The 24,088-nt window shown below is 72.9% G+C and carries 21 protein-coding genes and 1 riboswitch; of the genes, 12 read left to right on the top strand and 9 right to left on the bottom strand.

What is annotated here, in order from left to right:
* Positions 1-4: 4 nt before the first annotated feature.
* Positions 5-988, bottom strand: coding sequence for a UDP-N-acetylglucosamine 4,6-dehydratase (inverting) (pseB, locus tag AB0C04_RS23780; RefSeq protein WP_357058146.1), 984 nt, complete (start codon positions 986-988; stop codon positions 5-7).
* 378 nt (positions 989-1,366) lie between these two features.
* Here pseB and AB0C04_RS23775 point away from each other — a divergent pair, with 378 nt between their 5' ends.
* A complete protein-coding gene (locus AB0C04_RS23775; RefSeq protein WP_357058144.1) occupies positions 1,367-3,097 on the top strand; it encodes a hypothetical protein in 1,731 nt (576 codons plus the stop codon).
* Positions 3,098-3,216: 119 nt separating this feature from the next.
* On the opposite strand, the gene AB0C04_RS23770 is transcribed toward AB0C04_RS23775, so the two are convergent.
* Complete coding sequence (locus AB0C04_RS23770) at positions 3,217-3,726, bottom strand: GNAT family N-acetyltransferase (protein WP_357058142.1); 510 nt, start codon at positions 3,724-3,726, stop codon at positions 3,217-3,219.
* 100 nt (positions 3,727-3,826) lie between these two features.
* On the opposite strand from AB0C04_RS23770, the gene AB0C04_RS23765 reads away from it, so the two are divergent.
* Genes AB0C04_RS23765 through AB0C04_RS23750 form a run of 4 tightly spaced genes read left to right on the top strand, consistent with a single transcriptional unit; the run spans position 3,827 to position 6,533 of the window.
* The gene (locus AB0C04_RS23765; RefSeq protein WP_357058140.1) at positions 3,827-4,078 is read left to right on the top strand and encodes a phosphopantetheine-binding protein; all 252 of its coding nucleotides are present in this window, start codon (positions 3,827-3,829) and stop codon (positions 4,076-4,078) included.
* On the top strand, positions 4,075-5,343 hold the full coding sequence (locus tag AB0C04_RS23760) for an AMP-binding protein (protein WP_357058138.1): 1,269 nt from the start codon (positions 4,075-4,077) through the stop codon (positions 5,341-5,343). Before AB0C04_RS23765 ends, AB0C04_RS23760 begins: the two co-directional genes overlap by 4 nt.
* The gene (locus AB0C04_RS23755) at positions 5,336-6,091 is read left to right on the top strand and encodes an SDR family NAD(P)-dependent oxidoreductase (protein ID WP_357058136.1); all 756 of its coding nucleotides are present in this window, start codon (positions 5,336-5,338) and stop codon (positions 6,089-6,091) included. Before AB0C04_RS23760 ends, AB0C04_RS23755 begins: the two co-directional genes overlap by 8 nt.
* On the top strand, positions 6,075-6,533 hold the full coding sequence (locus AB0C04_RS23750; protein ID WP_357058134.1) for a hypothetical protein: 459 nt from the start codon (positions 6,075-6,077) through the stop codon (positions 6,531-6,533). Before AB0C04_RS23755 ends, AB0C04_RS23750 begins: the two co-directional genes overlap by 17 nt.
* 161 nt (positions 6,534-6,694) lie before the next feature.
* Here AB0C04_RS23750 and pseI read toward each other — a convergent pair whose 3' ends face one another.
* The 3 genes from pseI to AB0C04_RS23735 all read right to left on the bottom strand — a co-directional run bounded on the left by pseI (position 6,695) and on the right by AB0C04_RS23735 (position 10,456).
* Positions 6,695-7,747 (bottom strand): pseudaminic acid synthase, encoded by a 1,053-nt coding sequence (pseI, locus tag AB0C04_RS23745; RefSeq protein ID WP_357058132.1) that lies wholly within the window; start codon positions 7,745-7,747, stop codon positions 6,695-6,697.
* Positions 7,748-7,883: 136 nt separating this feature from the next.
* On the bottom strand, positions 7,884-9,041 hold the full coding sequence (locus tag AB0C04_RS23740) for a glycosyltransferase (RefSeq protein ID WP_357058130.1): 1,158 nt from the start codon (positions 9,039-9,041) through the stop codon (positions 7,884-7,886).
* Positions 9,042-9,130: 89 nt separating this feature from the next.
* Positions 9,131-10,456, bottom strand: coding sequence for a polysaccharide pyruvyl transferase family protein (locus tag AB0C04_RS23735; protein WP_357058128.1), 1,326 nt, complete (start codon positions 10,454-10,456; stop codon positions 9,131-9,133).
* 305 nt (positions 10,457-10,761) lie between these two features.
* Here AB0C04_RS23735 and AB0C04_RS23730 point away from each other — a divergent pair, with 305 nt between their 5' ends.
* The 5 genes from AB0C04_RS23730 to AB0C04_RS23710 all read left to right on the top strand — a co-directional run bounded on the left by AB0C04_RS23730 (position 10,762) and on the right by AB0C04_RS23710 (position 15,769).
* Positions 10,762-11,979 carry an acyltransferase gene (locus tag AB0C04_RS23730; protein ID WP_357058126.1) on the top strand — a complete coding sequence of 406 codons (1,218 nt, stop codon included), beginning with the start codon at positions 10,762-10,764 and terminating at the stop codon, positions 11,977-11,979.
* A gap of 92 nt (positions 11,980-12,071) precedes the next feature.
* Positions 12,072-12,422 (top strand): hypothetical protein, encoded by a 351-nt coding sequence (locus AB0C04_RS23725; protein WP_357058124.1) that lies wholly within the window; start codon positions 12,072-12,074, stop codon positions 12,420-12,422.
* 179 nt (positions 12,423-12,601) lie between these two features.
* A complete protein-coding gene (locus AB0C04_RS23720) occupies positions 12,602-13,372 on the top strand; it encodes a hypothetical protein (protein ID WP_357058122.1) in 771 nt (256 codons plus the stop codon).
* A 285-nt stretch (positions 13,373-13,657) separates the two neighbouring features.
* A riboswitch (cyclic di-AMP (ydaO/yuaA leader) is annotated at positions 13,658-13,799 on the top strand.
* Between the two features lie 228 nt (positions 13,800-14,027).
* Complete coding sequence (locus AB0C04_RS23715; protein WP_357058120.1) at positions 14,028-14,873, top strand: C39 family peptidase; 846 nt, start codon at positions 14,028-14,030, stop codon at positions 14,871-14,873.
* Between the two features lie 149 nt (positions 14,874-15,022).
* Complete coding sequence (locus tag AB0C04_RS23710; RefSeq protein WP_357058118.1) at positions 15,023-15,769, top strand: alpha/beta fold hydrolase; 747 nt, start codon at positions 15,023-15,025, stop codon at positions 15,767-15,769.
* A 27-nt stretch (positions 15,770-15,796) separates the two neighbouring features.
* Here AB0C04_RS23710 and AB0C04_RS23705 read toward each other — a convergent pair whose 3' ends face one another.
* The 4 genes from AB0C04_RS23705 to AB0C04_RS23690 all read right to left on the bottom strand — a co-directional run bounded on the left by AB0C04_RS23705 (position 15,797) and on the right by AB0C04_RS23690 (position 20,913).
* Positions 15,797-17,512 (bottom strand): CDP-glycerol glycerophosphotransferase family protein, encoded by a 1,716-nt coding sequence (locus AB0C04_RS23705; RefSeq protein ID WP_357058116.1) that lies wholly within the window; start codon positions 17,510-17,512, stop codon positions 15,797-15,799.
* Between the two features lie 42 nt (positions 17,513-17,554).
* The gene (locus AB0C04_RS23700) at positions 17,555-19,060 is read right to left on the bottom strand and encodes a bifunctional cytidylyltransferase/SDR family oxidoreductase (RefSeq protein ID WP_357058114.1); all 1,506 of its coding nucleotides are present in this window, start codon (positions 19,058-19,060) and stop codon (positions 17,555-17,557) included.
* A 145-nt stretch (positions 19,061-19,205) separates the two neighbouring features.
* Positions 19,206-20,024 carry an ABC transporter ATP-binding protein gene (locus AB0C04_RS23695; protein WP_350873137.1) on the bottom strand — a complete coding sequence of 273 codons (819 nt, stop codon included), beginning with the start codon at positions 20,022-20,024 and terminating at the stop codon, positions 19,206-19,208.
* Positions 20,017-20,913: an ABC transporter permease gene (locus AB0C04_RS23690; protein WP_350873136.1), complete on the bottom strand. Its 897-nt coding sequence runs from the start codon at positions 20,911-20,913 to the stop codon at positions 20,017-20,019. Before AB0C04_RS23690 ends, AB0C04_RS23695 begins: the two co-directional genes overlap by 8 nt.
* Positions 20,914-21,131: 218 nt before the next feature.
* Between AB0C04_RS23690 and AB0C04_RS23685 the strand changes: the two genes are divergently transcribed.
* Positions 21,132-21,731 carry a TetR/AcrR family transcriptional regulator gene (locus tag AB0C04_RS23685; RefSeq protein WP_357058270.1) on the top strand — a complete coding sequence of 200 codons (600 nt, stop codon included), beginning with the start codon at positions 21,132-21,134 and terminating at the stop codon, positions 21,729-21,731.
* Between the two features lie 143 nt (positions 21,732-21,874).
* Entirely contained in the window at positions 21,875-23,965 is a 2,091-nt protein-coding gene (locus AB0C04_RS23680) for a DUF6077 domain-containing protein (protein ID WP_357058111.1), read from the top strand.
* Positions 23,966-24,088: the final 123 nt, after the last annotated feature.

Below are 24,088 nucleotides of genomic sequence, written 5' to 3'. Positions count from 1 at the left end.
GCCATCACGCGTTGAGGCCGAGCATGGTGCGCAGCTGCTCGACCGTGAGCCACTCGTCGTTGGTGTCCGACTGGTAGGCGAAGCCGTCCGGCACCGCCTCGCAGTCCACCGGCGGCTGGTAGCCCCAGCCGGCGATGGTGGGCTGGACGATGTAGCGGTCCTTGGCCCGCAGCGTCCGGCGGCTGTCGTCCGGCGCGATCATCTCCTCGTGCAGCTTCTCGCCGGGCCGGATGCCGATCTCGTGGGTGGTGGCGTCCGGGGCGACCGCCTCGACCAGGTCGAGGATCCGCATGCTGGGGATCCGCGGGACGAAGAGCTCGCCACCCTGCATCTGGTCGAACGAGTCCATGACGAACTGGACGGCCTGCTCCAGGGTGATCCAGAAGCGGGTCATCCGCTTGTCGGTGATCGGCAGGCTCTTGCCCTCGGCGGCCAGCCGGCGGAACAGCGGGACCACCGAGCCGCGGCTGCCGACGACGTTGCCGTAGCGGACCACCGCGAACCGGGTCGGATGGTGGGCGGCGTAGTGGTTGGCGGAGACGAAGAGCTTGTCGCCGACCAGCTTGGTCGCGCCGTACAGGTTGATCGGGCTGGACGCCTTGTCGGTGGAGAGCGCGACGACCTTCTTCACGCCGGCCTCGATCGCCGCGTCGACCACGTTCTGGGAGCCGGTGATGTTGGTGGCGATGAACTCCGAGGGGTTGTACTCGGCCGTGTCCACCTGCTTGAGCGCCGCGGCGTGCACCACGTGGTCGACGCCGTGCATCGCCCGGGTCAGCCGGTGCCGGTCCCGGATGTCGCCGATGAACCAGCGCAGCCGCGGGTCGTCGCCGAGCTGCTGGCGCAGCTCGTACTGCTTGAGCTCGTCGCGGGAGAAGACCACCACCCGGGCCGGGTCGGCCTCGGCGAGGATGTGTCGGAGGAAGGTCCTGCCGAAGGAACCCGTTCCCCCGGTGATCAGAATGGACGATCCATTCAAGTCACTCAATTTGGTGCTCCCGTGATCGTGGATGAAACGGCGGCCCTCGGCCGGCCGACCGGACCGAGACGCTAACCGCGGCGGGTTAACGGGCCGACGCTCCCGGGTTAACCACGGCCCCTCGGGCCGTGAATGGCGGGCACCCGGCCGGCGAACACTTTCCCGCAGCTCAGTCACGGGCTGACCGGGCCGGATCAGGCGGCTACAGTGACCGCGCGTACGCGACGCGGCCCGCGATCCGGGCCTGGTGTCGCACCCGTTCCGCGGGCCAGACGTCGCGGTGTCGCGACCGGCCAACCCCAGTGCAGAGCAGCCCGGCCCCGTTCGCCGCGCCTACCGGAGCAAGATCCGGCGCCGGCGGGTGACCGGTGACCCCAGGAGGCGGCGATGGCAACCGGCACCGACGTGATGGAGCGGGCGGCGACCCCGAGCGGCGCGCCGGCCGGCTCGCGCCGGCGATGGCTGGTGCCGCTGCTGCTGGTCGTCGGGTGGCTGCTCGGGGTGGCCTGGCGGATGTGGCTGGGCCGGCACATCAGCCTTCCGATCGCGCACACCGACGAGGACAGCTATCTCAACACGGCGCGGGCGCTGGCCGGTGGGCCGGGCGGATTCAGCAGCGAGAACGAGCTGCTGCGCCGGGTCGGCTACCCGATGCTGATCTCCCCGGCCTTCCTCGGCGACTGGGACTTCACCCATAGCTACCGGCTGGTGCAGCTGATCAACGCGATGGTGAACGCGGCCCTCCTTCCGTTGGCGTACCTGCTCGGCCGGCGGCTGCTGCGCCTGGACCGCGGGCCGGCGCTGCTGGCCGCCGCGGTCGCCGCCACGCTGCCGGCGACGGCGTTCTACGCCAACGTGGCGATGATCGACACCGTGATGGCGCCGCTCGTGGTGGCCTGGCTGCTCGCCGTGCACCGGTGGATCGAGCGACCCGGTCCGCTCGCCGCGGCGACCGTCGGGCTGTTGGTCGGCGCGTTCCACCTGTTGCACTCCCGGGGTCTGGTCATCGTGGTGGTGCACGCCGCTCTGGTGCTGCTGCTGTTGGTCCGTCGCCGGATCACCCCCGGCGTGGTGCTGGCCGCGCTGCTGCCGGTGCTCGCTCTGGCGCTGGTGAACGAGGCCGGGATCCGCCTGCTCGGCGAGAAGGTCTACCTGCTCGGCAACGAGCCTTCCGGCGGCACCGTGCAGGCGATCGCCTCCGGCCCGGGGCTGCTGCGCCTCGGCGCGGCGGTCGGCACCCAACTCTGGTACCTCGTCGTGATCACCTTCGGGTTGGCCGGTGTCGCCTGGGTGGGCGCGCTGCGTGAGCTGCGCCGCCCCGAGCACGGTCCGGCGTCGCGGTGGACCCTGGGCGTGGCGCTGGCCACCACGGTCGGGGTCGCCGGTGGGGCCTCGGTGATCCTCGCCGGCATCACCGGCAAGCCGCTGGACGCGATCTACGGGCGCTACGTGCAGATGCTCGCCCCGTTCTGGCTGCTGGTCGGGCTCCGGGTGGTGCTCGCCGCCGGCTACCGGGTGGTGCTGCGCCGCACGGCGGTCGCGGCGGCGCTGCTGGTCGTGGGCGCCGCCCTGATCAGCGCCCGGCTGGCGTACGTCCAGAGCCGGGGCCACAGCCTGCGCTACGGCGGGTTCAGCGCTCCGGACCTGTTCGCGCTGACCGGCGGCTGGCGGGAGTTCCGCCCGTTCACCGGCGCGCTCGTCGGCGTCGCCGGCTGCGTGCTGCTGATCGCCGCGGCGTGGCTGCCCCGGCTGCGGGTGCCCCTGCTGGTGGCGCTGCTCGCGGTGAACGTCGGCACCATGCAGGTGATCTCGCACCGGATCGTCCGACCGATGGTGGCGGCGACCGCGCCGACCCCGGCGGTCGCGGACCTCGGCATCCGCCCCGGCGAGCGGGTGTACGCCTCGACCGGCGTGCACTACATCCTCCGGTTCAACCTGAGCCACCAGGTGACCTGGACCGACGTGCGCTGGTTCAGCGACCGCCCGCCGGCCGCGGCCGAGGTGGTCTTCACCCGCTGGGCGCCCGGCGAACCGGACGACTGGCCGGGCGAGCAGTACGGCTTCGTCCGGCTCGGCGGCAACCCGCAGCAGCACTGGGCGGCCTGGCGGCGCGGCTGAGCGCAGCGGCGCCGGTCCGGCCGTTTCCCGCCGTGCGGGCCATTTCCGGGCACTTCAGTTAACGACGGGTGTCCGGCCGGTGAATGGCGTACGGACAATTGTCGAACGGCTCGGACAATTCAGCGCCGCCGACGGTTCGAGCGGTCGAGGGAAATCGGGATGACGGTGATTTCCCGGCCGTCGGAAACCTCCGTCCGTGGCGTGCCCTCGACGAATCGGAACCGACGGTTCATCTGCCGCACGACGGTGTTGTGCGCGAGCACCTCGCCGTCGAGTCGCGCCAGCCCGAGATCGTCGAACGCGTGGTCCACCGCCGCGCGCATCACGGCCAGCCAGGCGGGCAGTGTCTCGCCTCGGGCGGCCAGGCCGTCGGCGTCGAGATAGAAGCCCCAGGAGCCGGTCCGTGGCTCGTCCCAGCGCAGGTCGAAGAAGGTGACCACGCCGCACGGCACCCCGTCGTGGAGGTACATCAGCACACGCCGGGACGGGTCGCCGCGCACCGCCGACCACCACCGGTCGTGCTCCTCGGCGGTGATCTCGTGACTGGTCTTGCTGACCTGCCGGTTGGTTTCCTGATTACGCCAGGACAACATCAGGTTAACGTCGTCCCCGGTCGCTTCGCGCAGCACGTGCCTCTCGCTTTCCGTGGTGTTTCCCGCAATCGTCTGAGCACCCTACCCGGCCCCGGGAAATGTGATGTCGATTCGCTGGGCCTGTACACTCCGGCGCATGAACGAATTGAGTCGCGCGCAGATCCGCGACCTCATGGCGCAGGTGCTCAAGAACCAGGGCAAGGTGCTGCCGGAGGACGACGCTGCGGATCTGCGGGAGATCGCTTTCCGCTCCCTGGACTTCTCCGAGCTGGCGCTGCGGGTCGAGGACGAGACGGGCGAGGAGCTCAACTTCGACGCCCCCGGGCTGCGTCGGATCTCCACCGTCTCCGACGTGCTCGACTTCCTCGTCGAGCTCCAGCGGCAGTGACCGTCGCGACCTCTCGCGCCGGGTCCACCGCGCACCCGGAGCCGGCCGGCATCGACAACCGCATCGTCGTCGGTGGCACCCCACTGACCTGGCGGGCGCTGCCGGAGCTGACGCTGTCCGCCCCGGCCGCGGTGCTGGCACACGGCGCGGCCGACGCCCTCGCCGCGGCCCGCCACCACGCGACGCACGGCACCGAGCTGCTGCTCAGCGGCGCCGGTCGGGTCGACGCGGCGCTGCGGGCCGAACTGCGCGACGCCGGCTTCGCGCTGACCGAGCTGGTCGACGGTGAGTCGCGCGACGAGGCCCCGACCCGGGTCCGCGCCGCCGATCCCGGTCGGCTCTGGCTGCTCACCTCCGGCTCCACCGGCCGGCCCAAGCGGGTCGGCCACACCCTCGACTCGCTCACCACCGTGCGGGGCGAGCAGCCCGCCCGGACGTGGCTCTGCCCGTACGCCCCGGGCACGTACGCCTGGTGGCAGGTGGTCACGCTGTCGCTGACCCAGCCCGGCCAGCACCTGGTGGTGGTCGAGCAGGATCAGCTCGACGACTGGCCGGCGCTCGCCGCCGCGCACGGTGTGGACGCCGCCTCCGGCACACCGACGTTCTGGCGCCGCACCGTCTACCGCGACGCCGCCGCGCTGGCCCGGGTGCCGCTGCGCCAGATCACGCTCGGCGGCGAGCCGGTCGACCAGGCGATCCTCGATCAGTTGCGGGCCCTCTTCCCGGCCGCCCGGCTCTCCTGGATCTACGCCTCCTCCGAGGTCGGCGCCGCGATCGTGGTGCACGACGGTCAGGCCGGTTTCCCGGTGCAGTGGCTCGACCGGGTCGTGCCCGGCCGGCCGGCGCTCAGCGTGCGCGACGAGGAGCTGGTGATCACCTCGCCCTACCACGGAGCCGGGCTGGACGGCGCGGTCCGCACGGGCGACCGCGTGCAGGTGGTCGGCGACCGGGTGGTCATCACCGGCCGGCTCGACGCCGACGAGATCAACGTCGGCGGGAGCAAGGTCTCCGCCGGGCTGGTGCGGGACGTGCTCACCGCGCACCCGGGAGTGGCCTGGGCCCGGGTGACCGGGCGGCGCGCCCCGATGCTGGGCCGGATGGTGGTGGCCGAGGTGGTCCCGCAGCCGGGCACCGACGCCGAGCCGCCGGACGAGGCGGCGCTGGTGCGCTGGTGCGCCGACCGGCTGCCCGAGCACGCCGTACCCCGCCGGATCCGGATGCTGACCGAGATCCCCGTCAAGGAGACCCTGAAGAGCGATGTCTGACCGCGCCGAAACCCCGATCGTTCCGCCCAGCTCCGTCGTCCTCGTCTCCGGCGGTTCGCGCGGGCTCGGGCTGGCCATCGTCACCGACCTGCTCGAGCAGGGCGTCCGGGTGGCTGCCTTCGCCCGGACCGTCACGCCGGAGCTGGCGAAGCTCGCGGCCGAACACCCCGACCGGATCCACGTCGGGTCGGTGGACGTCACCGACCTCGCGGCCGCCCAGTCGTTCGTCCGCGAGGTGGAGCAGCGGCTCGGGCCGATCGACGGCCTGGTCAACAACGCCGCCGTCGGGCAGGACTCGCTGCACGTACACACCGCCACCGGTGACATCGCGCGGATCATCGAGACGAACCTGACCGCGCCGTTGCAGCTCACCCGGCTGGTGATCCGCCGGATGCTCGGCCAGGGGCTGCGCGGGCGGATCGTCAACGTGACCTCGATCTGCGCCCAGCGCGGCTTCCCGGGCCTGGTGGCGTACTCGGCCACGAAGGGCGGGATGGACGCGGCCACCCGGTCGCTCGCCCGCGAACTCGGCGGCCGGATGCTGGTCAACGCGGTGGCGCCCGGCTTCTTCGCCTCGGAGATGTCCGCGGTGCTCGGCCAGACCCAGCTCGACCAGATCGTGCGCCGCACGCCGACCGGCCACCTGACCGAGCCGGAGGAGGTCGTGCCGGTGGTCCGGATGCTGCTGCGCGAGCAGACGAACATCAACGGCCAGGTCATCGTGGTGGACGGTGCGGCCTCCATCTGAGCTGGAGCGGACCGTGCTGCCCCGGCCGCCGGCCGGGGCAGGGCCGCGTCCGGTGCCGGCGCTAGTGGCGGGGGCCGAGCGCTACCTGCGGGTGGGCACCCCCGCCGAACTGGCCGCGGCGCTCACCCGCAGCCACCTCGACGACGGTCGCTGCGTCGGCTGGTACGGGCCGCCGACCCCCGGCTGGCGGGTGGCGATCGACGCCGAACGGGCCGACGCGCCGGTGCCGGTGGCGCTGGCCCGACGCTTCGGTGCGGCCGACTTCTGGGCCCGGTGGACCCGGGCCGAGTGCTACTGCAAGCTGGCCGACGTGCCGGTGGTGGCCTGGTGGCGCCGGCACGGGCTGGGTACGCCGGCGCAGAGCCCGGCGGTCTGGCGGACGCTGCGCCTGGCCGACCTGGTGGTCACCGTCGCCTTCGCGCCGCAGGCGGACGGCTGCTGATCTCCCGATCTCCCCCGACCCGGTGGGGGCGGGGGAGATCGGCGCGGGTCCGGCGACGTCACGGCGGCCGGCGGGTGTGGACCCCCGACGTCACCGACCCGAGCCGCGCGCCGCCGACGGGGGCGACGCGCGACGGACCCGGCGGTCAGCCGGGCAGCCGGTCAGATCAGGTCCCAGCTCAGCGGGGTGCCGCGGGAGACGTCGGTGGCGAAGGCGCGGCCGAGCACCCGGTCGATCTCGACCGGCGGCAGGCCACCCGCCGGCCGGATGGAACGGACGTTGCGCTCGGTCACCGGGTCGCCGGCGCGGACGTCCTCGACGACGAAGAGCGAGCGACGGAAGCGCAGGCCCTCCCGCTCCGCCGGCGTGGGGCCGATCGCCGTGCCACCGAGTGCCGCGTACGCCCGCTCCGACTCGATCACCAGCGCGGCCAGCTCGTCCGGGTTGAGCGAGAAGTCCGAGTCCACCCCGCCGTCGGCGCGGTCCAGGGTCACGTGCTTCTCGATGAAGCAGGCGCCGAGCGCCACCGACGCGACCGGCACCCCGATGCCGGGGGTGTGGTCCGACAGCCCGACCGGCACGCCGAACGCGTCGGCGAGCACGGGGATCCGGCGCAGGTTGCTGTCCTGCGGCGGGGCCGGGTAGGAGGCGGTGCAGGCGAGCAGGATGATGCCGCCGGCGCCGCCGTCCCGGGCGGTGCGCACCGCGGCGTCGATCTCGGCCATGGTGGCCATCCCGGTGGAGATCACCATGGGCTTGCCGGTGCTCGCGACGAGCCGGATCAGCGGCAGGTCCACCAGCTCCGAAGAGGCGATCTTGTACGCCGGCGCGTCCAGCGACTCCAGCAGGTCCACCGCGGTGGCGTCGAAGGGGGAGGAGAAGACGGTCAGGCCGTGCTGCCGGGCCCGCTCGAAGATCGGGGCGTGGAACTCGTACGGGGTGTGCGCCTTCTCGTAGAGCCGGTAGAGGTTCTCGCCGCCCCACAGCTCGTGACCGCTGGAGATGCGGAACGCCGGGGTGTCGACGTCGATGGTGATCGTGTCCGGGCGGTACGTCTGGAGCTTCAGCGCGTGCGCGCCGCTCGCCGCCACCGCGTCGACGATGGCCAGCGCCCGGTCCAGGTCACCGTTGTGGTTCCCGGACATCTCGGCGACCACGAAGGGTCGCTCCCCGGCACCGACCGCGTGCGGTCCGATCTTCAGTGTCGCCGTCATACCGACCTCTGCTCACCTGCGTCCGCACCAGTGTGCGGTCCTGTCGTCGTCGTCCACCGGGTGCGGGGACGACCTGGAAAACCAGGGCGCCGGGAGCCGAAGCGGCTCCCGGCGGGGATGTTGACCCGGGGTGCGATCACGGGTTGCCGCGGCCCGCCAGCGCGTCGTTGCGGACGTTGTCCGTCGCCCCGCTCGCCGGGTGGTCGCCGGCGGATTCGCCCGGGGCGTCGTCCGCGGCCCGCCCGCTCGCGGCCTCGCCGGCCGGCGGGGCCGGGCGGCGCAGCCGACCCGCCACCCGGTGGGCCTGGCGCAGCGCCGCGTACGCGAGGTAGTCGTTGCGCCCGACCAGCCGGTGCTTCAGCCCGGTGATCCCGGCCGGCGGCGGGTAACCGGCCGCCGGCAGGTACCGGCGGTAGTGCTCGGCGACCCGCTGGAAGAAGGCCCGGCGCAGGTGCGGGTGCAGCCGGTCGTCGTTGCCCACCACCACGAGGTAGTGGTTCACCATCAGCTGGAACAGCTCGGCCTGCAGCTGCTCGTCGGGGTGCCGGCGGCGCACCCAGTCCATCAGCCGCTCGTACTGGTCGAAGGCGTCGAAGTGCCGGCCGCTGCGGGTCGAGGTGATCGCGCCGAGCCGGCCCTGGCGGTAGAGGTAGCAGATCCGGTCGAGCACCGAGATCTTCTCCGCGCCGATCAGCAGCGGGTGGCTGAACGGGATGTCCTCGTACCAGCCGGGGAAGAAGCGCAGCTCCAACTCGTCCAGGAAGGCCCGCCGGACCACCTTGTTCCAGGCGGTGTGCTGCACCCGCAGCAGCTGCGGCTGGTCGGCCAGGCGCACCACGCCGGAGATCCCGTGCAGCAGGTGGCTGCTCGCGTCGACCTCGCGCCGGCCGTCCTCGTGCACCCGCAGGTGGTCGAGCATCAGCACGTCCGGCTCGTGCTGGCGCAGCCGGTCCAGCACCGCCGGGATCGTGCCCGGCGGCAGCCAGTCGTCGCTGTCGACGAACCAGACATACCGGCCGGCGGCCACCTCGAGGCCGGCGTTGCGGGCCAGCCCCAGGCCGACGTTGCTGCTCAGGTGCACGGTCCGGATCCCGGACCGGCCGGCGGCGTACGACCGGAGCATGTCGCCGCAGCGGTCCGGGGACGCGTCGTCCACGGCGATCAGCTCGACCGCGCCCGCCTCGCCCGCCGGAATGTCGGCCCGGATCGACTCGAGGCACTGGTACAGGTACGCCTCGACGCCGTACACGGGCACGACGATGCTGAGCAGCGGTGGCGGGGACTCGTTGACCACGCCGCCACCTTCGACCCCGCGGGTGGACGGACCCGGAACCGGACGTGGCCGACGAAGGTGGAGTTTCTGAACAACCGCTGAGCGGCGGGTTAACGGTTGAGGATGCGCCGCACCGGGCCGCCGACCACCCGCTTGACCCGGGCCCGCAGCTGCTGTTCCTGGAGGGTCTCGATTTCGCCGCGCAGCTCCTGGTTGCGGTCGTGCAGCCATCGCACCCGCTCCAGCAGCACGTCGGCGCTGGTGGCGCCCGCCGGGCGGACGGCGGGCGGGAAGGTGGTGGCGCGCACCTGCTCGTCGAAGCGGGTGGCGCTCTCGCCGTCGGCGAAGGCGTGCCCCAGGTCGTGCTTGGCGAGGAAGGCGAGCATGGTCTCGTACCGGGCCTTGTGCCCGTTGTTCATCGCCGTGTAGTCCGCCTCCGCGTACAGGTCGGCGGCGTCGACGTCGGCCGACACGTCCTTCATCACCCGGTGCGGGATGTCGAAGTACCGGGCCAGCTCCAGGGTGCGCGAGTCGTGCGCGAAGAGGTAACCGGGCGTCCCGGCGATCAACGCGGTGATGGTGCCGTGGATCCGGGTGCCGAAGGCGAAGTCGAACCCGGAGAGGTAGTCCATCCAGGTCCACGGGTCCACGAACATCCGCACCTTGTCCTCGGTGAAGAGGGGGTGCGAGGTGTGGATCGGGATGGCGCTCTTCTTGCCCCGGTCCTCCGGCGCGTCGCCGTAGAGCAGGGTGCCGAGGGTCTTCAGGTCCTGCGGAAGGTAGCGCAGGTTCGGGTACCGCTGGTGGTGCGCGGTCACCACCTTCGCCATCGACTTCACGTACGGCGAGATGGTCAGCGCGACCCGGTCGTGCGGCTCCAGGGTGGCCTTGCGCTTCTCCACCCGCAGGCTGTCACCGTGCAGGAACATCGACGGGCAACCGATCACGTCGACCGCGGAGAAACCGAGGGTGCGCAGGTAGCTCTCGGTGATCTCGCCCCGCACACCGATGCTGTGCGAGCGGTCCAGCACCGCGCGGACGAAGCGGCTCACCACGTCGTCGATCGGGCGCAGGTACTCGCGGTCGCCCTTGACGTCGGTCTGCACGCCCACCCCGAGCACCACCACCGGGATCTTCAGCCGCTCGATCAACTTGGTCATGGTGACGATGCGGTGCGCGTAGCTGCGGCGGAACGCGTTGGCGAGCGGGATGACGTACACGTCGTACTGCTCGTTGATCTTGTCGGCGTCGCGCAGGTCGATTTTGAACTCGGTGGAGGTGATCTCCGCCGTCGCCGTCCGGAGCAGCTTGTGCGCGGCGTGGCTGAAGACCAGGTTGCCGTTGTTCTCGCCGATCCAGTTGCCCTCGAAGGCCTCCTCCGGCGAGTAGACGTCGAAGGGCCCCTTCTTGGCCCGCATGAGGATCCGCTGGTGCATCGGTGGCTCCACCTCTCGTCCGTCCGCGGCGGCGTCCGACTCCGGACACCGGCCCCGACAGGGTTGGGGAGGCGGTACGTCCGACACCTCCAGGCCCCGAGATATTAGGCCACGCGACAGCGGACGAACACCCACGCGTCACCCTCGTCCACCCGGCTGGACGGCGTCCACCGACCGGGCGGGTAGGGTGCCCGAACGGACGGCACTGACCGGGAACCACCGCACGGCGGCGGCCTGCGCCGCCCACCGGACCGCTGGGAGGAGAGGTACGTGCTGGTGACGCCGCGCAGGGTGGAGGACCGGCCATGACGGGCGCACCGACGACCGTGGCGCCCGGCCGGACCGCACCGGCCGGCCGGCTGCCCTCCCTCACCGGACTGCGCTGGATCGCCGCGCTGCTGGTCTTCGGCTTCCACGCCGGCACCATGCGGATCATCGCCGAGCCGGACTACCAGGGCGTGGTCAACAAGGTGTTCAGCCTCGGCCTCTCCGGGGTGCAGTTCTTCTTCATCCTCAGCGGGTTCGTGCTGGTCTGGTCGTACCGGCCCGGCGAGCGTCGGCGGGACTTCTGGCGCCGGCGGGTCGCCAAGATCTACCCCAACCATCTGCTGCTCTGGGCGCTGGTGCTGCTGGTCGGGCTCTGGTTCGCCGACCCGGTCAACCCCTCGGCGGCGGTGCAGAATCTGCTGCTGATCCAGGCGTGGAACCCGACGCCCGGCTACTTCTACAGCGTCAACACGGTGAGCTGGTCGCTCTCCTGCGAGTTCTTCTTCTACCTCTGTCTGCCGCTGGTGCTGCCCTACCTGCGCCGGGCCCGGCCGTGGCTGCTCTGGGCCGTCGTGGTGGCCGTGCCGCTGCTGATCCTGGCGCTCTGGCCGGCCCAGGCGCTGGTGCCGGAGGCCGACCGCTGGTGGTTCACGCAGATCTTCCCGCCGGTGCGGTCGCTGGAGTTCTGGATGGGCGTGGCCGCCGCCGAGCTGATGCGCCGCGGCCGGTGGCGGGGCCCCCGGCTCACGTCGGCCAGCGTCCTCTTCGTCGCCACCTGGGCGGTCGCCGCCGCGTGGGTCCGCGCCGAACTCTGGGCCGCGCTGCTGTCGGTGGCGTACATCCTGGTCATCACGGCAGCGGCCGACGCCGACGTGCGCGGCCGGCGCTCACCGTGGCGGTCCCGCCCGATGATCTGGCTCGGCGAGGTGTCGTTCGCCTTCTACCTGGTGCACGTCTTCGTGATGATGACCGTGCTGCGGCTGACCGGCGACTGGGGCGTCGGGCTGCCCGGCTGGCGCGGGCCGGCGGTGGTGCTCGGCTTCCTGCTGCTGAACCTGGTGCTCGCCGGGCTGCTGCACCGCTACGTCGAGATGCCGATGATGCGTCGGCTCGCGCCACGCCGGCGGGCCCGCCCGGCCGACACCGCGCCGCCGGCCGCGCCCCCCACCGCGCCGCCCGCCACGGTCACCGTTCCGGCGCCGCGCGCGGGCACCGCGACCCCCGCCGACCAGCCGGCGTACGTCGAGTCGCGCTGAGGCTGTCCACCCTGGTCAGTGCCCTCGGCGCGGCGTCGGCGACACGCCCGTCACGCGATGCGACCCGGCGGCGCCGACGGTAGCGTGGTGCCGTGCCTTCCGTCGCGCTCACCTGTCCCCTGTGGTGGGTCGCGCGATGGGCGGCCCGGCTGCTGACCAGCCTCGCTGTCCTCGGTGCCCTGAGCCTGGGAGCGTCGGCCACGGACGCGCCGGCGCCGGCGGTGGCGCCGGTGGCCGGCTCGGTCGCGGGGCACCACGCCGGCGCCGACGACACGCTGGCCGCCGAGCAGCGGGTTCCCACCGGCGTTCTTCCCTCCGTGGTGGCCGGTCCGGCCGCACCGGCGCCGGCTGGCGCGTCGACCGTGGTGGTCGCCGCGGACGTCCGGCCGCCGCTCTCGGCCACGCCGGCCGCCCGGGCGCCCCGGGCCCCACCGGCCGCCTGATCGCACCCCGCGCAAGCCGCCCGCCGCCGCGCCTGTCGAACCTCCCCGCCGCGCCCGCCCGACGACCCGATCCGGGCTGTTCCACTGCCCCAGCTCCGGGCAGCCCGACAGTGGCCCGCGATCACGCCGGAAGCCCCGGCCGTCCCGCACCCGCCTCCGCTGCCCGTTAGGTGCCGTCAATGGAGAAGACCGTCCTCTACCAGTTCCTGATCGAGGTGCCGCAGGCCGCCGCCATCTGGTCGGCCCTGCTGGTGCTGGCCCTGACCGTGCTCACCGTGCTGGTCGCCCGCCCCGAGCGCGACCGACCGGACGACACCCCGCCTGCCGCCCCGACCGAGCGGGAGCTCGCCGCGGCCGACGCCGCCGACCTGCGCCGGTACGCCGACGAGGTGGCCGTCGCGGCCGCCGGGGCCGCGCAGACCGCCCGCCGACGGCGCGCGGACTGGCTGGCCACTCAGGCCGAGGCCGAGCGGGCCTGGACGGCGTACGACGAGGCGGAGGCCGTTGCCCGGCGGTTCGCCGGCGCGGGCGCGTTCGGCCCGCCCAGGACACCGCACACCCCCGCCGAGTACGCGGCCCGGGAGCGGCACCTGCACCGGGCCGCCACGGCGGCGCACTGGCGCGGCGAGCTGACCCTGCGGCAGCTCGGCGACGTGCTGGCCCACCGCAACGGCTGGGATCCCCGGCGGCACCCGGTCGAGCAGGAGGTCCTGCTGGCCCGGGTGATCCGGGACGGCAAGCTGGCCGAGCACCGGGCCGCGGTGCAGCGGGAGCGGTCGGCGTGGCGGGACGCCGAGTTGGCCGCCGAGTCGGCCCGGACCCTCGCCGCCGAGGCGTACGCGGCGGCGGCGCGGCTCCGGCCGGCCCGGGTGCCGGCGCCCCGCCGGGCCGAGGGCATCAGCGCCGCACGGGCCACCGTCGGGCGTTGGCGGCCGGCCCGGGTGGGCTGATCCGACGATTGTTCCGTGACCCCGGTCACAGAGCGCCGGAAACGGTCAGCCGGAACAGTGGGCACCAATCTCGCAGGGGTTCCGGGGCTGTTGTCGCCGACCTGTCCGATTGTCGCCCTCCGGTGCCGGCAGAACTGCTCGTCCCATTGAGTCACGCCAGTGTCCGTACGCGCAAAAAAAATTATCATGATCGACGTTTACGCAGGTGGGTAAGGGTTGGCAGGGTCCATACCTACCAGTAGTGTCGGCGCGTCCGGTGCGGTAACCGATCGCAAGAGGCGACGCCGCGCCGACCCGCCTAATCGAGTTCCACGAGCCGGGGACCCACAAGCATTTCCGGGGTGAATCCGCGAGCCACGGCCCGCGGTAGGGCGATCTTCCCGCCCGAATCCGTCAGCTAACCCGGTCGGCGGTGTCGGAAGGAGTTCAATCCTCGTGTCATCCGCTCCCACCCCTTGGTCGTCCCCACCTCTCCACGGCACCGCGGTGCCCGCGCTCGCCCGCCCCGTAGCGGCGAGCTGACCCCGGCACCCGCGTCTTCCGCCCGGCCACCGGGCGTTCCCCTGAGCGGTCCACCACCCGCGGACGAGATCCGCGCGGTCACGCCTGCCTGTCCTCGGACGCCGGCGCGGTGCGTCGCTCTTCCCCTCAGTCCGTGGAGGATCCCGTGAAGCACACCCTCAAGCGCCAGCTCCGTCGTCTCGCCACCCAGCGTCCGGTGCAGGTCGCCGCCGCGTCCGCCGCGGCGCTGGTGCTCGCGTCCGGCACCGGCGCGCTGCTCCACAACGGCGACGACAAGCCCGTCACCCAGCACGCCTCGGCCTCGGTGGCCGAACTGCGCAGCGACAGCGTCGCCTCCCGGGGCGAGGCCCGGACCAACCCCTCGACCAGCAGCTCGCCGTCGACCGCCGCGCCGTCGGCGGCCAGCCCGGCGCCTGCGGTCAAGAAGGCCGTCGACCCCGACCTGACCCGCAAGCCGGAGCCGCCGAAGCCGCCGGCGAGCAAGATCCTGGACTACGACTACCAGGCCCAGACCACGTACTTCTACTGCGGCCCGGCCGCCACCCGCAACGCGCTCAGCGCCGCCGGGATCGAGCGCAGCCAGGACGCCCTGGCCACGCAGCTCGGCACCACCGAGATGGGCACCAACTCCGCCGAGGACACCACCCGGGTGCTGAACGCGGTGGTCAAGGGCGACCCGTACCGGACCCGGATGTTCCCGGGCGCGCCCAGCCCCGCCCAGATGGACCGGCTCCAGGCCGACGTGGTGGCCGCGGTCAGTGACGGGCGCGGCGTGGTCGCGAACATCGTCGGCGACGCCACCGACGTCGACGGTGGGTGGCACTCCTTCTCCGGCGGGCACTACATCGCCGTGGTCGGCTACCGGGACAACGGCCGGACCGTGAAGATCGCCGACTCGGCGAACCCGGCGGTGCCGTCGTACTGGATCACGACCATCGACCTGGCGAACTGGATGGCCACCCGCGGCTACTCCGCCTGAGCAGACAGCAGGACGTCGGGCGTCGGCTCCCTCAGGGAGCCGGCGCCCGCTGCGTTGGTGGGCGGAATCCTGTCGGATCCGCTACCTCCGGCTGTCGTCCGCCGACCGGACACTCGCCCGGCAGCCGGGCCGGTGGCACACTGCGGACCATGGTCGATGACACCGGTACCCGCGCCGACCGCCAGCCCGTCCTGCTGCTGCTGCACGGGCTGGGCGCCACCGGCGAGGTGTGGCTGCCCTGGGCGCCGCTGCTGGAGAGCCGGTGGGCGGGACGGTGGCTCGCACCGGACCTCGCTGGGCACGGCTGGTCACCGCCGCTGCCGGCGTACTCCTTCGGCGCGCTGGCCGAGCGGGTCGCCGCCGCGCTGGCGCCGGGCGACCGGTTGGTCGTGCTGGGGCACTCGTTGGGCGGCGTGGTCGGGCTGGCGCTGGCCGCCCGGGCCACCGGGCTGCCCGTGGACGCGGTGATCGGGCTCGGCATCAAGGCCGTCTGGTCCGAGGCCGAGCTGGACAAGGCCGGCGAGCTGGCGACCCGACCGGTCACCTGGTTCGCCAGCCGGGACGAGGCGGCCCGCCGCTACCTGCGGGTCTCCGGGCTGGCCGGGCTGCTGCCGCCGGACCACCCAGTGACCGAGGCCGGGCTGCGCCAGGTCGACGGTCGCTGGCGGCTGGCCATGGACCCGGGGGCCTTCGCGGTGGGCAGGCCGGACCTGCCCGCCCTGCTGGCCGGGACCGACGTGCCGGTGCTGCTCGCCCGGGGTGAAAACGACCCGATGGTCACCGACGCGCAGCTCAAGGAGCTGGGGGTGCCGGTCGCCACGCTGCCCGGGCTCGGCCACAACGCCCACGTCGAGGATCCGGCCGCGGTGCTGGCGTTGGCCGACCCGTACCGCTGAGCCGCCCGACGGGCGTGTGCCGGCGGCTCAGGCGGTGGGGGACAGCGGCAGCGCCTCCGGCTCGACCGGCAGCCCGGCGCGCGGGGACGGCGGGCTCCAGCCCGGCTCCAGCTCCCGCCGGGCGGCGTCCAGGAACGCGTCTGCGTACGACTCGGCGGGGAAGTCACCGAGGTAGCGCCGCCGGGTCACCCAGCGCTCCGGCGCCATCGGGTCGGCGCCGAGCAGCCGGTCCAGCATGTCGTCCAGGTTGGCCATGTCCCGGCGCAGCACGTAGCCCGCGCCGGCCAGCGGGAACCGCTCGGTGAACCGGTCGCCCTCGCCGCCCATGTCGGTCACCGCGAACGGCTTGCCCGAGTAGAGGTAGTCCGAGATCACCCCGGAGACGTCGGAGATCAACGCGTCGGAGCGGTTCACGCACTGCACCAGGCTCAGCTCTCGGCTCGCGGCGGCGCCCCAGATGTGCGGCCGCCCGGTCCGCGCCCGATCCGCCGACAGCAGCTCGGTCAGCCGGCCCAGCTGCCGGGCCGAGGCCGGGTTCTGCGCGGTGTACGGGTGGGCGCGCAGGATGACCGTCGCGCCCCGGTCGAGCAGCCGCCGCAGCAGCGCCTCGGCCACCGGCAGCGAGCAGTAGTCCGCGTCCGCGTGGTGCCCGGTCCAGGTCGGGGTGTAGAGCACCGTCCGGGGCGCCTCGGCGGGCAACGGCTCCGGGCGTACCTCGATCGACTCGACCTGCGGGCGGCCCACCACCACGAACTTCTCCGCCGGGATGTCCACCCCGGCCCGGGCGTACCGGTCGATCGCCGCCGGCCCGGCCACGAAGATCCGGTCGAAGATCGCGGAGACCGGGTTGGCGCTCGGCGCCTTGTCGCTGTCGCCGTGGTGCAGCTGCACGTGGGTCAGCTGGGTGAACCGGATGAGGTGGGCGTTCTTCGCGCCGTGGTTGACGTAGAAGGCCACCTTCAGGCTCGGCACCAGCACCTCGTCCATAGCCCGCAGGGTGGGGCAGTAGACGACCGGGGCGGTGGTGGCCGCGGCGACCGGGGCCAGGAACTCCGGCTCGCGCACCAGCACCAGGAACGGCCGGCCGATCCGCTGCAGGTACGGCAGCCACATGGTGACCTGGTACTCCGAACCGGGCGGGGCGGAGAAGTGCAGCACGAACTCCGGCTGGTGCCGGCGCAGCGCCCGGCCCACCGCCCCGCCGCCGGCCGGCGGACGGAACCGCCGCCGGGCCAGGTCCAGCGCGACCGCCCCGGCGCCCGCGCCGACCAGCAGGGTCACCGCGAGGGCGACCAGGGCCGGCAGGGTCGCCGCGGCGCTCAGCGCGAGCACGGCGAGCAGCCCGAGCAGCGCGCCGCCGAGGTGCGTGGCGACCAGCGGAGCCCAGGACCGCACCGGCAGGTTCGCCGCCCGGATCTCCAGGTTGCCGGCCTGCCGCAGCGGCCCGACCAGCAGCACCAGCCCCAGCAGCACCAGGGCCGTGGCGGCCAGCGCGGGGTCGAAACCGGCGTCCAGCCGACGGGCGTACCCGACCAGGACGGCGGCGGCGATCAGCGTCGTCTCGGCGGCGGTGTCCGCGCTCGGGCGGATCCGCCGTTCCACGGCGGCCGCGCCGAGGGCGGCCACCGCCAGCGCCAGCCCCCAGCCGGTCGCCCCGGTCAGGGCCACGACCAGGAAGGCCAGCACGGCCAGCCCGATGCTCAGGCACCGTGCGATCAGCTTCCGGACCAGGTCACCACGCATGTCGCTCCGTTCACCGCCGTCCCGGTCAGCAGTCGTCGGCCGTCAGCCGACGCTCGCCGTGGCGGCGTCCGCCTCGGCCGGCGTCGGCTGGGCCGGCACCGCCGGCGCCTCACCCGGCGCCCGGCGTACGTCGATGACCTGCCCCGTGAGCTCCGAGATCAGCACGTCGAGCGAGGCCTGGGCGACGGTCTCGGCGGCGAGCAGGGTGTGCTCCGGCTCCTCGCCGAACGCCTTGGTGCGCATCGGGGTCGCGGTCCGCTCGGGGTTGATGCAGTTGACCCGTACGCCGAACTCCGCCCACTCGTCGGAGAGCGCCTGGGTGAGGTTGACCAGCGCCGCCTTGGTGGAGGAGTAGAGGGCGTACTGGGCCCGGCCCCGGGTGTAGGAGCTGGAGGTGTAGAGCAGCAGCTGGCCCTTGGTCTGCTGCAGGTAGGGCAGCGACTGGCGGGCGGCGATGACCGGCCCGACGAAGTTGACCTGGAGCACCCGGTCCATGGTCTCCTCGTCCATCTCGGTCAGGGCGCCCTTCTCCAGGATGCCGGCGGTGACCACCACGTGGTCGATCCGGCCGGTCGCCTCGAAGGCGCTCTTCAGCGCCGCCTCGACGTCCTCGGTGCGCTCCACGTGGGTGCCGGTGCTGGAGCGGCTGAACGGGAAGACCTGCGCGCCGTAGCGGCGGGCCAGCTCGGCCAGGTCGTGGCCGATGCCGTAGCTGCCACCGAAGATCACGATCGTCCGGCCGGTCAACTCCTCGGTGTAGCTGCGGTGGTCGGTGACCCGGGGGGCCTGCGCGGCGGCGAGCTGGAAGAGCTTGTCCGCGAGGTGCACGTCGACCGGGTGGGTGACCTTGATGTTCTCGTCCGAGCCGTCGATCACCTTGATCGGCGTGCCGGGCAGGTAGCGAAGCACCACGCCGCAGTCGTCGGTGGCGGCGAAGTTCGGGTCGCCCTCGGCGCGCCGGTAGGCCTCCCGGATGGTGCCGGAGCGGAACGCCTGCGGGGTCTGGCCGCGGCGCAGCGAGGAGCGCACCGGGATGTCGGTGATGCACTCGTTCTCGTCGACCTGGATGATCGTGTCCGCCGACGGGATGGCCACGTCGACCGCGGAGTAGCTCCAGAGCGCGTTCACGCACTCACGGACGATCCGGCCGCTGAGCAGGGGCCGCACCGCGTCGTGGAAGAGGATGTTGCAGTCGCCCTCGCCGACCGCGTCCAGCGCGATGCGGGTGGTGGCGTTGCGGGTGTCGCCGCCCTCGATCACCTTGGTGACCTTGCGGAAGCCGGCCTTGTCGACGATCTGCTGGGCGTCGGGGACGTGCCCGGTGGCCATCAGCACGATGATCTCGTCGATCTCCGGGGCGGCCTCGAAGACGGCCAGGGTGTGCTCGATGATCGGCTTACCGGCGATCTTCAGCAGCTGCTTGGGGATGCCGAGCCCGAGCCGCGTCCCGGTGCCGCCGGCCAGCACCACCGCCACTGTCCGCGAGGGCCGCCATGGCGCCGGGTTCTCCGGTGCGGCGTCCGGGCCAGTGGTGTGGTCCTGCGTCATTGCCGATCCTCACTTCCGGGGGGGGTTAACGAAAGGTTCCGCCCAGGCGGCGACCGGATGAACCTTAACGCGCGACGCGCCCCGCCCCAATGCCGCGGCGGGCCGGACGGCACCCGTGTCGGGTGCGTCCGGCCCGCCGCCCAGGTCACTTGCGGTTGGCGAACGCCTCGTAGGCCCGGATCACCTCGTCGGTCGGCCCGTCCATCCGCAGCACGCCCGATTCCAGCCAGATCGTCCGTTCGCAGGTGTCCCGCACCGAGGAGAGCTGGTGGCTGACCAGGAACACCGTCCCGGCGCCCTCGCGCAGCTCGCGCACCCGCTGCTCGCTGCGCTTGCGGAAACCCTTGTCGCCGGTGGCGAGCGCCTCGTCGATCAGCAGCACGTCGTGCTTCTTCGCCGCCGCGATCGAGAAGCGCAGCCGGGCGGCCATGCCCGACGAGTACGTGCGCATCGGAAGCGAGGCGAAGTCGCCCCGCTCGTTGATCCCGGAGAACTCGATGATCCCCGGGGCCTCCCGCTGCACCTCGGCCGGGGACATCCCCATCGCCAGGCAGCCCAGTGTCACGTTGCGCTCGCCGGAGAGGTCGTTGAGCAGCGCCGCGTTCACCCCGAGCAGCGAGGGCTGGCCCTGGGTGAAGACCGCGCCCCGGTTCACCGGCAACAGGCCGGCGATGGCCCGCAGCAGCGTCGACTTGCCCGAGCCGTTGCTGCCGATCAGGCCGATCGCCTCGCCCCGGTACGCGGTGAAGCTGACCCCCTTCACCGCGTGCACCTCCCGGATCTCCGGCGCGGAGGTGCGGGTGACGATCCGGCGCAGCGCCGCCACCGGGCTGGTGCCGCCGCCGGCGCCCTTGTGCACCCGGTAGATCACGTGCGCGTCGTCCACCACCACCGTGGGGATCCGCTCCCGCACCTGGGGCAGCGTCACCGTCGCGTCGTTCGACGCCTCGTACTGGTCAACCACGGCCGTACTCCTGTTCGCCGCGCCAGAAGTAGAGGTAACCCCCGACGCCCATCACGATCGCCCAGCCCGTGGCGACCAACCAGAGCTGGGGCAGGGACGAGTTGAGCACCGGCGCCTCCTCCAGCAACGCCACCCGAGCCAGCTCGATGTAGACCAGCATCGGGTTGAACTCGACCAGCCGGGTGGCCCAGCCGGGCAGGTTCTCCTCGAAGAGGGTGACGCTGTAGAGCACGCCGGAGCCGTACATCCAGGCGCGCAGCACGAAGGGCATGACCTGCCGCAGGTCGGCCAGCTTCGCGCCCATCCGGGCCACCGCCATGGTGAGCCCGGCGTTGAAGACCGTCTGGAGCAGGATCGCCGGCACCAGCAGCAGCCAGGCGAAGGTGATCGGCTCGCCGGTCACCAGGACGATCGCGATCAGCACCACCAGCGAGCCGAGCAGCTGCTGGAACTGGGTGACCGTGACCGCCAGCGGCAGGCTGGCCCGGGGAAAGTGCAGCGCCCGGATCAGCCCCAGGTTGCCGCTGATCGCCGTCGTGCCGTTCTGCGCCGCGGTCTGGGTGAAGTTGAAGATGAACAGCCCGGTGCAGAGGTACGCGATGAAGTTCGGGATGCTCTTCTGCTCCAGCACCAGGCCGAAGATCAGGTAGTAGACCGCCGCGTTGGTCAGCGGGGTGAGCACCTGCCAGAGCTGCCCCAGCTTGGCGTTGCTGAACGAGGCGACCAGCTTCGCGTTCGCGTACGTGGCGATGAAGTGCCGGTAGTGCCAGAGTCGCCGGCTGTACTCGCCCAGGGACGGCGGCTCGTCGGCGACCCGCAGTCCGTAGCGGGCGGCCAGCTGCGCCTGGGTGAGGCCGGAGTCGGGATCGGCCAGCGCGGTGTTGGCCATGGATTTGGCGCTCCGATCTTTCGGTTCAACGGGATGCGCGCGACGATGGTGTCGGACGTGGCCGCGTGCGGGGGAGCGCCGCCTCGTCGCTGCGTGGACACTAGTCCGAAACACGTCGGGACGCAACCGTACCGTCGTTGCGCTACTCTGGTCGCCGTGACGTGCGGAAAGAGTCCCAGGTGACGACCGAGAAGAGGCGCGCGCCGGCCGGCGCGGCGGTGCTCCGCGACGACATCACCACGGCCATCCGCCGCGCGTTGATGCAGGAGCTGGCCGCGGTCGGCTACGGCCGGCTCTCCATCGAGGCGGTGGCCCGCCGGGCCGGTGTGAGCAAGACCGCGATCTACCGGCGGTGGAGTTCGAAGCCCGACCTGGTGCTGGAGATCGTCGCGGCGGCGGCGCAGGGCAAGGTGCCGGCGCTGGACACCGGCAGTCTCCGCGGCGACCTCGCGCTGCTCTTCCAGGTGGTGTCGCGCGCGCTGCGCCACCCGCTGGCCTCGCAGATCATCCCCGACCTGCTCGCCGAGGCCGCCCGCAACCCCACCATCGACCAGACCCTCCAGCAGGTGCTCCGGGCCCGCCAGCAGGAGATCGGCGGCCAGTTGGTCCGCCGGGCCGTGCAGCGCGGCGAGTTGCCCGCCGACGCCGACCCGGAGGTCGCCGTCGACCTGATCGTCGGGCCGCTCTACTGGCGGCTCGCCGTGGCGCGCACCGCACTCACCGACAGCTACCTGGACAACCTGGTCGAGGCGGTCGCCGTCGGTCTCGGCGCGAAGAGCGGTGTGCCGCACCAGCGGGAGACTGCGGTGGGGACGTGAATTTCCGGTTGCCGGCCGGCCGCCGCAGGACGAACACGCGCGGACGGAACCGGTAGGCTGCACCCGCCCATCCGGACACCCTCCGTGTCGATGCCAGGGAAGTCCGACCCTGAGCGCCTACGGAACGACGACAAGGACGGCTCGTGACGCAAGTCAAGGACGCTGTTGTGACGCCCGCGTCGGCGGAGCCCGGAACGGGCCCGAGCGCCGTGCCGCGGCAGGGTCTGACCCGACTGGTCAGTACCGGGATCGCGGCCGCACCGGCCCTGCTCACCGACGCCGCGGTGCTGGCCTTCGCGCTCTGGACGGTGCTCTACCACGCCGCCTTCATCTTCAGCCTGGCCCCGTCGGTGACCTTCAAGATCTGGCTGGTCGGCTGCGTGCTGGTCGCCGCCGTGGCGCTGCTGCGGGCCCGCCGCCGGGCGGTGTCCGCCGCCGCTCCGGCCGCCGACTCGCCGGCCGCCGCGTCGCCGGCCCCACTCCCGCGCCGCTGGCTGGCCGTGGTGCTGGTCGCCGCGGCCGTCGCCGCGGTCACCGCCGGGCTGGCCGGCGTCAGCGCCGGGGACGGCATCTCCTGGTGGATCCCGGCGGCGGCCGGCGCGGTCGCCGCGGTCGGCGGCATGCTGCTGCTGCGCCGCTCCTGGCTGGCCACCCCGCAGCCGGTCCCGGCCGCCCCCGCGCCCACCACGCTCCAGTCGACGTACGCGCTGGTCATCTCCGGGCTGGTCGCGATCTCCTCGTTCTTCCTGGCCCGCAACACCCCCGACGACGTCTACTACGTCGGCAAGTCGGTCTGGGTCGCCGAGCGTGACATCGTGCCGCTGCGGGACTTCCTCTTCACCGAGAACGTCGCGCACGCGATGGGCTCCCAGCCGCCGATCGCCTCGATCGAGGTGTTCGCCGGCGCGCTCGCCCGCGTCATCGGCATCCACGCCGCCTCGGCGACCTGGTACGTGCTGCTGCCGATCATGGCGGTGCTCGCGATCCTGGCGCTCTGGCGGCTGGTGCACCGGTGGGCGCCGCGCCGGCCGATGCTCGCCTTCACGGTGGCGGTCGCCTTCCTCTACCTGGTCGCCGGTGGCGACGCCGCGCTCGGGACCTTCCACCTGCCCCGGCTCTACGAGGGCAAGGGCATGTTCGTCTCGGCGGTCATCCCGCTGATGTGGCTCTACCTGACCGAGTGGTTCGACACCCGGTCGCGCCGCAGCCTGCTGCTCGTCGTGGCGCTCTCGATCACCGCGGTCGGCCTCACCACGACCGCCGCCATCATCCTGCCGATGCTGGCCGGGGCCGGCGCCTTCGCCATGCTGCTGGTCGGTCGCTGGAAGGACGCGCTGATCGCCGGCGCCGCCGCGGTGGCGTACCCGGTCGGCTCGGTGGTCGTCTCCCAGCTGGTGTTCCCCGCCGTGGCCGCCACCGGCGCGGACGCCGCCTTCTTCGACGCCGAGTACACCTACCGGCGCACGCTGATGGTCGGCGTGGTCGGGGTGGTCTGCGGCCTGGCGCTCTGGTGCGGCCCGCTGCTGGCCCGGCGACGGACCCCCGCGCTGCTCGCGGCCGGCGCCACCCTGGCGCTCAGCGTGCTGCTCATCCCGGGCGTGCTCGAGGCGTTGAGCGCGGTCAGCGGCATCTCCGTGGTGCTCTGGCGGGTGCCGTGGCTGCTCGCCCTGCCGACGCTGATCGGGTTGCTCTGCACGGTCGACGTGCCCGCGCCGGCGCGGGCGCTGCGCCGGGTGGCGAGCGTCGGCATCGCCGGCGCGATGGTCGCCTCGTTCGCCCTCTTCGCCACCCCGATGTGGTCGCCGCAGAGCTGGGTGGAGGTGCACGACCGGCCCACCTGGAAGCTGCCGCAGCAGCGACAGGGGATCGCCTTCTGGATCAAGGACCTGGACCGACCGGACGGGCTGGTCCTCGCCCCGTCGGTGATCATGCGGACCTCGCTCGTCGTCAGCAGCCGGGTCCGGGTCGTCCTGCCCCGCGACTTCTACCTGGTCGAGTACGACCTGAACTCCGACTTCGCCAAGGACCGGCTGCTGCTGTCCCGGTTCGCCGACGGACGGACGCAGCCCACCCGGGCCGAGCTGGAACCGGCACTGCAGCGGCTGGATGTCGGGACCATCTGTGTCTACAACGGCAACACCTACGCCCGGGAGGTGGCTCCGCAGCTCGGCTACACGGAGTTCGCCAAGCGTCGGGCGCCGGGGGCGGTGACCTGCTTCCGGCGCGACGGCTGAATTCGGCTCGCCGCCTCCGGCCACACTGGAGGCGGCGTTGGCCGTCTTTGACCGGTATGGGGCGGGATACCCGAGCGACGCCCGGCTGTCCCTTCGCGTTAAGGTCGCAGTCACCTGCGGGCG

The organism is Micromonospora sp. NPDC048909 (assembly GCF_040649635.1).
Taxonomy (GTDB): domain Bacteria; phylum Actinomycetota; class Actinomycetes; order Mycobacteriales; family Micromonosporaceae; genus Micromonospora.
Note: the sequence above shows the minus strand (reverse complement) of the source record. Positions and strands in the feature narration are given on the sequence as shown.

What these genes read in the sequence shown, in the direction of transcription:
- AB0C04_RS23775 (WP_357058144.1), top strand. Translation starts at nt 1,367, where the DNA reads ATGGCAACCGGCACCGACGTGATGGAGCGGGCGGCGACCCCGAGCGGC.
- AB0C04_RS23765 (WP_357058140.1), top strand. Translation starts at nt 3,827, where the DNA reads ATGAACGAATTGAGTCGCGCGCAGATCCGCGACCTCATGGCGCAGGTG.
- AB0C04_RS23755 (WP_357058136.1), top strand. Translation starts at nt 5,336, where the DNA reads ATGTCTGACCGCGCCGAAACCCCGATCGTTCCGCCCAGCTCCGTCGTC.
- pseI (WP_357058132.1), bottom strand. Translation starts at nt 7,747, where the DNA reads ATGACGGCGACACTGAAGATCGGACCGCACGCGGTCGGTGCCGGGGAG.
- AB0C04_RS23735 (WP_357058128.1), bottom strand. Translation starts at nt 10,456, where the DNA reads ATGCACCAGCGGATCCTCATGCGGGCCAAGAAGGGGCCCTTCGACGTC.
- AB0C04_RS23730 (WP_357058126.1), top strand. Translation starts at nt 10,762, where the DNA reads ATGACGGGCGCACCGACGACCGTGGCGCCCGGCCGGACCGCACCGGCC.
- AB0C04_RS23720 (WP_357058122.1), top strand. Translation starts at nt 12,602, where the DNA reads ATGGAGAAGACCGTCCTCTACCAGTTCCTGATCGAGGTGCCGCAGGCC.
- AB0C04_RS23710 (WP_357058118.1), top strand. Translation starts at nt 15,023, where the DNA reads ATGGTCGATGACACCGGTACCCGCGCCGACCGCCAGCCCGTCCTGCTG.
- AB0C04_RS23705 (WP_357058116.1), bottom strand. Translation starts at nt 17,512, where the DNA reads ATGCGTGGTGACCTGGTCCGGAAGCTGATCGCACGGTGCCTGAGCATC.
- AB0C04_RS23700 (WP_357058114.1), bottom strand. Translation starts at nt 19,060, where the DNA reads ATGACGCAGGACCACACCACTGGCCCGGACGCCGCACCGGAGAACCCG.
- AB0C04_RS23690 (WP_350873136.1), bottom strand. Translation starts at nt 20,913, where the DNA reads ATGGCCAACACCGCGCTGGCCGATCCCGACTCCGGCCTCACCCAGGCG.